This is a genomic window from Methanobrevibacter sp. UBA412, from assembly GCA_002495685.1.
GTDB lineage: Archaea > Methanobacteriota > Methanobacteria > Methanobacteriales > Methanobacteriaceae > Methanobrevibacter_A > Methanobrevibacter_A acididurans.
Genome location: DAGJ01000024.1, coordinates 1 through 9,089 on the forward strand (window position 1 = coordinate 1; position 9,089 = coordinate 9,089).

Genomic DNA, 9,089 nt, shown 5'->3' on the forward strand with positions numbered 1-9,089 from the left:
AAAAGCCTAGATGTATTCGCATATTACTGTTGGATAGTAGGAATAATAGTACTAATAGGAAGCTTAGCACTAGGATGGTAATACTTTTTATATTGTGTGCACAAAAATAAAAAAAGGGTTTTTATAAACTCCTACTTTTTATTAAATTTTTTATTAATAAACATTTTATTTAATCCATTTGTATCTCTGTTAAATCATAAATTGCATCTAAAAATTTATCTAAAACAGATATTAATTTATTACCTATATACAGTGTAGGATCTAAGTTTGTCCCTGTAGATTCAATTATTTTATTATTAAATGATATATTAATTTCCCATTTATACCCGTCAGTTAATATGCAGCGATTATAACTTTCTTCTAAATCCCAAATTCCTATTTGTTCTATTTTTTCCCAAAAAGATTCCCATTCCTTTTTTGATGGTTCAATTATTTTATTATTTGAGCTAATAAAGATTAGTTGTGTTTTATTTAATAATTTTAATACTTTTTTTCCTTTTGTTGCGCTATAATAACTTATATACATTTTTTCAGGTAGAACTTCTTGTGTCATGTTTTTCCTTATGAATTTTTAAAAGATTTAATTTAATATATTGTTGTTATTAAAATTATAATTTGAGTTTATTCCAAAAATTTTTTATTAATAAAATATAAATTTCAGAATGGTTATTTAAATCTTCTTATTTTTTTAATTTGATTATTTATTTAATTACTTTTTTATATAATTTATTTTAATAATTTATTAAATTATTCTTAAATTTTTGTAATCTATTAATTAATATTTTTTAAAAATTATTATAGAGGCTGGAATTGTGAAAAGTAGTAAAAATGATTTAATTAAAAGGGGTTGGTTTGATGAATCTCAAATTTCTAAATTTTTAAATTTAGATTTAAATAGTCTTTTAAATTTATTAAAATCTGATAAACCGAATGAACGATCTATTGCTTCTTTCTTGTTAGGTGTTAAATTTAATGTTAATAATAAAGAAATTTATAAATCTTTAATTGATGCATTGTTAAATGAGTCTGCATTATATGCTAGAATTGAGATATCTAAAGTTTTAGAAAAAGGTGATTGCTCTGTTGCTGAGTATATGGTTAATTTTCTGGCTAAAATTGGAAATAATCAATATAAAAAATTGCCGAAAAAAGTTTCTAAGAAAGTCAGTTATCCTTTACCTAGAGACATTATTGCTAGAATTTTAGGTAAAATGGATAAGGCTAATTTTTGTATTTTGATATATTCTTTAACTAAATGTACTACTGAACAATTACATGAGTTATTAGATTCTATTGGATTTATGATTTTTTATAATCCTAGTTTAGTTAATTTAAAAAATTTTAATATTATCATAGGTTTATTTAATAAATATAAAGATGATGAAATAATGGTTTGGAAATTAATCACAGTTTTATCTGCTTTTAATATTGGTGAAAGTAAACTTTTTTTATTAAAAACTAAAGATAATTTTTCTAATAAAGTGCTTGTTTTAGAATGTGAACGTTCTCTTAGATTGATATGTACTAAATAATTGTTAGTATATTCCGAACATTCCTCCAAACGCTATTATTGCAGCAATGGCTATGCTTACAAACCAAATTAGTGGGTTCCATTTAATTATTTTTGCTCCATCTAAGATACCTAATGGTATTAAATTAAAGAATGCTAAGTAACCATTTATTATGAATCCGAATGTGCAAGTTATATTTGTGAAACTTCCTATGGCTTGGGGGTTCATTGCTGTGTATACGGAGTTTATTATTAAAAATATTAAAGCGAGTAATATATTTACTACTGGTCCAGATAAAGATATTATTCCATTTTCTTTTTCATTAATTTGTCCATAAATATTTACTGCACCGGGGGTTGCTATTAAAAATCCAATAAAAGCACTTAATAATGATATTATTAACCCTATTGGCCAAGCTTTAAATTCTGCCCAGTATCCATAGTATATTGCACTAATTTTATGTCCAATTTCATGTAATATAAACCCTGAACCTACACCTATCATTATCATAGGTAATATTGCTATGATATAATTAATATTTGTTTTTCCATAGACAATTGAGAATCCTAAAGATATAACAATAAATGCAATTATTAAATCTATTGTTTCATGTTTTGTAAATTTTACATTCATAATATTATTAATTCTTTATTTTGTGTTATATATTTTTTGCATTTATTTTTCCTTTAAAATTATTATGCAAGTTTTTAATCTATAATGTATAAAATAGTACTATAAAGATTTAAATAGTACATTTGCATATATTTATATACATCCATATTTATTATTAAAATTATAATAAAATAATTATAAGCAAGAAAAATTAAAAGAGGATTTAATAATGTATTACCCTGATATAAACGAAATTAAAGAGATAGCAAAAAACAAATCTTATAAAAGAATACCTTTAAGTTATGAATTATATTCTGACATTGAAACACCAATAGAAGTTATGCGAAAATTAAAAAATGTAAGTAAACATTGTTACATGTTAGAAAGTATTGAAGATACAAAAAATTGGGGAAGATATACATTTTTAGGCTTTGATCCATTAATAGAATTTACATGCCAAAATGGACAAATAACTATGAAAGGTGATTTTAGTTCTTATAAATCTAAAGATTTAAATAAGGCAAATGTTTTTACTACAAAAACTTCAAATCCTGGAAAATATATTAAACATATTATAAATGAAAACAGAACGCCTAGATTAACAAAATTGCCACCGTTTACAGGGGGTTTAGTTGGATATTTTGCTTATGATTATATTAAATATAGTGAACCTTCATTAAATTTAAATGTAGAAAATCAAGATGGTTTTAAAGATGTTGATTTGATGTTGTTTGACAAAGTAATAGTTTTTGATAATTATAAACAAAAAATGATTATTATAATTAATATGCAAACTGATAATTTATTAGAAAATTATGAAAAGGGTCAAAAAGAATTAAAAAAAATTGTAAAAATTATTAAAGATGGAAAACCAGCAAAAATTGAAAATTTAAAATTAAAATCAGAATTTCAACCTTCATTTTCTAAAGAGGAATATTGTGATATAGTTGAAAAAGCTAAAAATTATATTAAAGAAGGTGAAATATTCCAAGTTGTTCCATCTAATAAAATTGAAGCGGATATTGAAGGAAGTTTATTTGATACATATAGAGTTTTACGTACAACAAATCCTTCTCCATACATGTTTTATTTTTCAAGTGATGACATAGAAATTGCAGGAGCATCACCTGAAACCCTTGTCAAGTTAAAAGATAATAAAGTATATACTTTTCCATTAGCAGGTACAAGACCAAGAGGTAAAACAGAAAAGGAAGATAAAAAATTAGAAAAAGAATTATTAAATGATAAAAAAGAATTAGCTGAGCATAATATGCTTGTAGATTTAGGAAGAAATGATATAGGCAAAATTTCAGAAATAGGATCAGTTAAAGTAGATAAATATTTGTCAGTTGAAAAATTTTCTAGAGTTATGCATTTAGGTTCAACTATTGAAGGAAAACTTAGACCAGATTTAGATTCTTTATCAGCAATAAATTCTATTCTTCCGGCAGGAACTCTTTCAGGTGCACCTAAGATAAGGGCTTGTGAAATAATTAATGAACTAGAAAACAATAAACGGGGGATATATGGTGGAGCTATAGGATATATGGATTTATCTGGAAATCTGGATACTTGTATAGCAATTAGAATTGCATTTACTCATAATAATAAAGTATTCATACGTTCAGGTGGAGGTGTAGTTGCAGATAGTGACCCTGAAAATGAGTATCAAGAAACACTAAACAAGGCTTCAGCGGTTATTAATGCTTTAAAAATTGCTAATGGAGGGATAGAATGATACTTTTAGTAGATAACTATGACAGTTTTTCATATAATTTATATCAATATTTAGGAATTGCAATATCTAAAATTAATAATTTGGATTTAGAAATAAATTCAGATGATATTATTAAGGAAATTAAAGTTATCAGAAATGATCAATTTACTATTAATCAAATTAAAGAACTAAATCCAAATATTATAATTTTATCCCCTGGTCCAGGGAAACCGTCTAATGCTGGGATTTGTATTCCACTTGTAAAAGAATTTCAGGGCAAAATCCCAATATTAGGCGTATGTTTAGGCCATCAAGCAATATGTGAAGCGTATGGTGGAAAAATATCTTATGCAAAGGAAATAATGCATGGTAAAACCTCAACACTAAAATTAAAGAATGACCCATTATTTAAAGATTTAAATGATTCTATTCAAGCAGCAAGATACCATTCTTTAGCTTTAATAGAAAATACTTTACCTCAAGAATTAGATGTCATTGCAAGAACTATTGATGATGAAATAATGGCAGTTAAACATAAAAATTATCCTATTTACGGGTTACAGTTTCATCCAGAGTCAATTTTGACTCCTGAAGGTTTGGATATTATTACAAATTTCTTAAAAATGTTATGATTAAAAAGGAGAGAAATTAAAAATGATAAAAGAAGCTATTTTAAATTTAGCTAAAAATCAAAATATTTCTTATAATTTAGCTAAAGAATCTATGAATGAAATAATGGGAGGTAAAGCCAGTGATGTTCAAATGAGTGCTTATTTAACTGCTCTTTCTATGAAAGGTGAAACTATAAGTGAAATTACAGCTTCTGCAGAAGCAATGAGGTCTCATTGTATCAAATTATTAAATGATCGAGATGTTTTAGAAATTGTTGGTACTGGTGGTGATGGATCTAATTCTTTCAATATATCTACAACAGCATCAATAGTTATTTCTTCAGCTGGAGTTCCTGTAGCTAAACATGGGAATAGGGCATCTTCTAGTAAATCTGGAGCCGCTGATGTTTTAGAAGCATTAGGCGTTAACATAAATATTTCTCCAGAGGAAAGTGCAAAAATATTAAATGAAATAAATTTATGTTTTTTATTTGCTCAAAATTATCATATTGCTATGAAATATGTGGCCCCTATTAGAAAAGAACTAGGTATTCCTACAATTTTTAATATTTTAGGTCCTTTAGCTAATCCTGCTGGTGCAACTATGCAAGTTATGGGAGTTTATGATGAATCATTAGTAAAACCTTTGACTGAAGTTCTTCATAATCTAGGTGTTAAAAAAGCATTGGTTGTTTATGGTCAAGATAAACTAGATGAAATATCAGTTAGTTCTCCTACTACTGTTTGTGAAATTAAAGGGGATGATATAATTGATTATGTAATTGAACCTGAAGAGTTTGGTTTTGAAAAATGTTCTAAAAATGATTTAGTAGGGGGGAATCCAGATTTTAATGCAGATATTACTAAATCAATTTTGGATGGAAAAAAAGGCCCTAAAAGGAATGCTGTTGTAATCAATGCGGCTGCAGGATTGTATGTTGCAGGTAAAGTTTCATCTTTAAATGAAGGGGTTATCCTTGCAGAAGAATTAATTGATAATGGAAAAGCTAGAAATCAATTAAAATTGTTTATAGATTTATCTAATAAATTTAGGAATTAAAGTTTATTATTTTCATGGAATATTATGTAGTTTATTTAGGCGTGTTTTTTAATGATTTTAAATGATATTGTGGATAAAACTAAGGAAAGGTTAAATAAAAAAGAAAAAAAAGTACCTTTAAGTGAAATTAAAAAGAAAGCAAAATTATTAAATTGTAATAAGGATTTTCCATTTGAAAAGGCTTTAAAATCTGATGATATTTCGTTTATTTGTGAAATTAAAAAGGCATCTCCTTCTAAAGGAATTATAAGTAATGATTTCGATCCTATAAAAATTGCAAAAGAATATGAAAATGCAGGAGCATCAGCTATTTCAGTATTAACAGAACCTTATTTTTTTAAAGGGGAAGATTATTATTTAGAAAGTGTTGTGGAAAATGTTAATATTCCAGTTCTTCGTAAAGATTTTATCATTGATACTTATATGATATATGAAGCAAAAATTTTAGGTGCTTCTGCAGTTTTATTTATATGTTCTATTCTGGATGAAGAAACATTAAAAGAATATATTGATATAGCTACTAATTTAGGTTTATCTTCATTAGTTGAAGCACATAATAAAAAAGAAATTAAAGTTGCTTTAAATGCAGGTGCAAAAATTATAGGAGTAAACAATAGAAATCTAAAAAATTTTACAGTAGATATTACAAATAGTATCCATTTAAGACAATTAGTACCTGAAGAAATAATATTTATTTCAGAAAGTGGTATTAAAACTGATAAAGACATTTCTGCATTGAGAAGTAATAATGTGGATGCTGTATTAATAGGTGAAACTTTAATGACAAGTTCAAATAAAAAATTTACATTAAATTATCTAAAAGGTAATAAATAGCTGTAAGAGGGGGGGGCATGTTTTGACAAGAATTAAAATTTGTGGTATTAAAAGACCTGAAGATATTAATATTGTTAATAAATATAAACCGGATTATATAGGATTTGTATTTTTTAAAAAAAGCCATCGTAATATTTCTGTTCTTAAAGCCCAATATTTAAATTCTTTTTTAGATACTCACATACAATGTGTAGGGGTTTTTGTTAATGAAGATTATCATAAAATTATTAAATTATTTAAATTAGGTATAATAGATTTAGCTCAATTGCACGGAAATGAAACAGAAGAATATATTAAATTATTAAAAAAAAGTGCACTTGAGAAAGTGGGTAAAGATTTAAAAATTATTAAAGCATTAGAAATTATTGATGATAAAGAAATATTTAAGTGGCAATCTTCTTGTGTGGACTATTTGTTACTAGATAATGGTAAAGGGACCGGTAAAACTTTTGACTGGACTTTAATTCAAGAAAACATTGAAAAACCATTTTTTCTTGCAGGTGGGTTAAATAGTGATAATGTTATAAATGCAATCAAAACGATAAATCCTTTTGCTGTTGATGTCAGTTCGGGTACAGAAACTAATGAAGTCAAAGATGAAGAAAAAATTAAAAAATTTATAAATAATGTGAGAAATTTATCTAAATAAATTTTATATTAAATCAATGGAAGGTTTATAATGAGTAATGGAAGATATGGGGAATATGGTGGACAATATATGTCTGAAACATTAATGAACGAATTATTAAATTTAGAGGAGAACTATAATTATTATAAAAATGATTCAAATTTTAAAAAGGAATTAAATTTTCTTTTGAAAGAATATGCGGGACGTCCTTCTTTATTGTATTATGCTAAAAGAATGACTGAAGATTTAGGTGGGGCAAAAATTTATCTTAAACGTGAAGATTTAAACCATACTGGAGCACATAAAATTAATAATGTTTTGGGTCAAATATTATTAGCTAAAAAAATGGGTAAAACTCGTATAATAGCTGAAACTGGGGCTGGGCAACATGGTGTTGCTACAGCTACTGCTGCTGCCCTCTTAAATATGGAATGTGAAATTTTCATGGGAAAAAAAGATACTGAAAGACAAGCTTTAAATGTTTTTCGTATGGAGTTATTAGGGGCTAAAGTTCATACAGTTACTTCTGGAACAATGACTTTAAAAGATGCAGTAAATGAAACATTTAGAGACTGGATTTCTAGAGTTTTTGATACGCATTATGTTATTGGTTCAACAATGGGTCCGCATCCTTTTCCAATGATTGTTCGTGATTTTCAAAGTGTAATAAGTGAAGAAGCTAAAAATCAAATTTTAAAAAAAGAGGGTAAATTACCAACAGCCGTTGTAGCTTGTGTTGGTGGGGGAAGTAATGCAATGGGATCTTTTTATAATTTCATTAATGATGATGTTAAATTAATTGGAGTGGAAGCTGCAGGTAAAGGGCTTGATACTCCTTATCATGCGGCTACTATATCTAAAGGTGAAGTGGGTATATTCCATGGTATGAAATCCTACTTTTGTCAAGGTAATTATGGTCAAATTTCGCCTGTTTATTCTATTTCTGCAGGATTAGATTATCCGGGTATTGGTCCAGAACATGCATATCTGCATGATATTAAACGAGCAGAATATGTTTCAATAACAGATGAAGAAGCTGTTGATGCATTTGAATATTTATCACGTATGGAAGGAATCATACCAGCTATTGAAAGTGCTCATGCTATTGCACATGTTAAAAAAATAGCAGGAAAAATGAATAAAGAGGATATTATCATTGTTTGTCTTTCTGGAAGAGGGGATAAAGATGTTGCATCTATAGCTAAATATAAAGGGGTGAATTTAAATGAGTAAAATACATAATGCATTTGATAATGAAAATGCTTTTATAGGTTTTTTAACTGCAGGAGATCCGTCTATTGAAAAAACAGTTGAATTTATTAAGATAATGATAAATTCAGGGGTAGATTTAATTGAAATAGGTATTCCCTTTTCAGATCCTGTTGCTGAAGGACCAGTTATTCAAAATGCTAATGTAAGGGCATTATCTAAAGGAATTAATACTGATAATGTTTTTGAAATAGTTAAAGAAGTTAGAAATTATAGTGATATTCCTTTAGTATTTTTAACTTATATTAATCCTGTTTTTTATTATGGTTATGATTTATTCTTTTCTAGATGTGAAGAATTAGGAATTGATGGTATTATTGTTCCGGATTTACCTTTTGATGAAAAAAATGAAATTTTTGATTTTGCATATTCTCATAATGTTGATATAATTTCAATGATTGCTCCAACTTCTAAAAAACGTATTGAAATGATTTCAAAAGAAGCATCAGGATTTATTTATGTAGTTTCATCATTGGGTGTTACTGGTATGCGTAGCGAGATTAAAACGGATTTAAATTCTATCATTTCTATTATAAAAAATGTTTCTAATGTTCCAACTGCAGTTGGTTTTGGAATTAATACTCCCGAGCAGGCGGAAAATATTTCAAAGATATCTGATGGTGTAATTGTTGGTAGTGCAATTGTGAAAATCATTGAAGAACACAAAGAAAATGCAGGATATTATATCGGGGAATATGTTAAATCTATGAAACAGGCGGTTTTAAAAGGTCAAAATAAGTAAATTTTTTCTAAAATATTGAAATATAAATCATTTTTTATTCTATAAATATTAATTATTTAATTTTTATTGTTTTTAATAAATAGGCTCTGTCAAAAACTTAGTTGA

At 26.6% G+C, this 9,089-nt stretch carries 10 protein-coding genes; 8 read left to right on the top strand and 2 right to left on the bottom strand.

The genetic code is table 11. The features are described 5' to 3' along the window. Window positions 1-169: 169 nt before the first annotated feature. Window positions 170-553 (bottom strand): hypothetical protein, encoded by a 384-nt coding sequence (locus tag BP997_RS07270; protein ID WP_409198168.1) that lies wholly within the window; start codon window positions 551-553, stop codon window positions 170-172. 259 nt (window positions 554-812) lie between these two features. On the opposite strand from BP997_RS07270, the gene BP997_RS07275 reads away from it, so the two are divergent. After that, window positions 813-1,532 (top strand): hypothetical protein, encoded by a 720-nt coding sequence (locus tag BP997_RS07275; protein WP_409198167.1) that lies wholly within the window; start codon window positions 813-815, stop codon window positions 1,530-1,532. Window positions 1,533-1,535: 3 nt separating this feature from the next. Here the strand turns inward: BP997_RS07275 and BP997_RS07280 are convergent, their stop codons facing one another. Next, the gene (locus BP997_RS07280) at window positions 1,536-2,144 is read right to left on the bottom strand and encodes a site-2 protease family protein (protein ID WP_409198166.1); all 609 of its coding nucleotides are present in this window, start codon (window positions 2,142-2,144) and stop codon (window positions 1,536-1,538) included. 208 nt (window positions 2,145-2,352) lie between these two features. Here BP997_RS07280 and trpE point away from each other — a divergent pair, with 208 nt between their 5' ends. From trpE to trpA, 7 genes are read left to right on the top strand one after another with little or no spacing between them, the layout of a single operon-like run. Then, window positions 2,353-3,861, top strand: coding sequence for an anthranilate synthase component I (trpE, locus tag BP997_RS07285; protein WP_413824622.1), 1,509 nt, complete (start codon window positions 2,353-2,355; stop codon window positions 3,859-3,861). Beyond that, complete coding sequence (locus BP997_RS07290) at window positions 3,858-4,472, top strand: anthranilate synthase component II (protein ID WP_413828534.1); 615 nt, start codon at window positions 3,858-3,860, stop codon at window positions 4,470-4,472. The genes trpE and BP997_RS07290 overlap by 4 nt, the downstream gene beginning before the upstream one ends. 22 nt (window positions 4,473-4,494) lie before the next feature. Next, window positions 4,495-5,511 (top strand): anthranilate phosphoribosyltransferase, encoded by a 1,017-nt coding sequence (gene trpD, locus BP997_RS07295; protein WP_413824616.1) that lies wholly within the window; start codon window positions 4,495-4,497, stop codon window positions 5,509-5,511. A 51-nt stretch (window positions 5,512-5,562) separates the two neighbouring features. After that, window positions 5,563-6,345, top strand: coding sequence for an indole-3-glycerol phosphate synthase TrpC (gene trpC / locus BP997_RS07300; protein WP_413824613.1), 783 nt, complete (start codon window positions 5,563-5,565; stop codon window positions 6,343-6,345). Between the two features lie 22 nt (window positions 6,346-6,367). Then, on the top strand, window positions 6,368-6,994 hold the full coding sequence (locus BP997_RS07305) for a phosphoribosylanthranilate isomerase (RefSeq protein ID WP_413824611.1): 627 nt from the start codon (window positions 6,368-6,370) through the stop codon (window positions 6,992-6,994). Window positions 6,995-7,024: 30 nt separating this feature from the next. Next, window positions 7,025-8,206 carry a tryptophan synthase subunit beta gene (gene trpB, locus BP997_RS07310; protein WP_413824608.1) on the top strand — a complete coding sequence of 394 codons (1,182 nt, stop codon included), beginning with the start codon at window positions 7,025-7,027 and terminating at the stop codon, window positions 8,204-8,206. After that, complete coding sequence (gene trpA / locus BP997_RS07315) at window positions 8,199-8,984, top strand: tryptophan synthase subunit alpha (protein ID WP_413824605.1); 786 nt, start codon at window positions 8,199-8,201, stop codon at window positions 8,982-8,984. Before trpB ends, trpA begins: the two co-directional genes overlap by 8 nt. The last annotated feature ends 105 nt before the right edge of the window (window positions 8,985-9,089 follow it).

Bases quoted from the DNA above. Each gene is read 5' to 3' on its own strand.
- BP997_RS07270 (WP_409198168.1), bottom strand. From the start codon at position 553: ATGACACAAGAAGTTCTACCTGAAAAAATGTATATAAGTTATTATAGC.
- trpC (WP_413824613.1), top strand. From the start codon at position 5,563: ATGATTTTAAATGATATTGTGGATAAAACTAAGGAAAGGTTAAATAAA.
- trpB (WP_413824608.1), top strand. From the start codon at position 7,025: ATGAGTAATGGAAGATATGGGGAATATGGTGGACAATATATGTCTGAA.
- BP997_RS07280 (WP_409198166.1), bottom strand. From the start codon at position 2,144: ATGAATGTAAAATTTACAAAACATGAAACAATAGATTTAATAATTGCA.
- trpA (WP_413824605.1), top strand. From the start codon at position 8,199: ATGAGTAAAATACATAATGCATTTGATAATGAAAATGCTTTTATAGGT.
- trpD (WP_413824616.1), top strand. From the start codon at position 4,495: ATGATAAAAGAAGCTATTTTAAATTTAGCTAAAAATCAAAATATTTCT.
- trpE (WP_413824622.1), top strand. From the start codon at position 2,353: ATGTATTACCCTGATATAAACGAAATTAAAGAGATAGCAAAAAACAAA.
- BP997_RS07290 (WP_413828534.1), top strand. From the start codon at position 3,858: ATGATACTTTTAGTAGATAACTATGACAGTTTTTCATATAATTTATAT.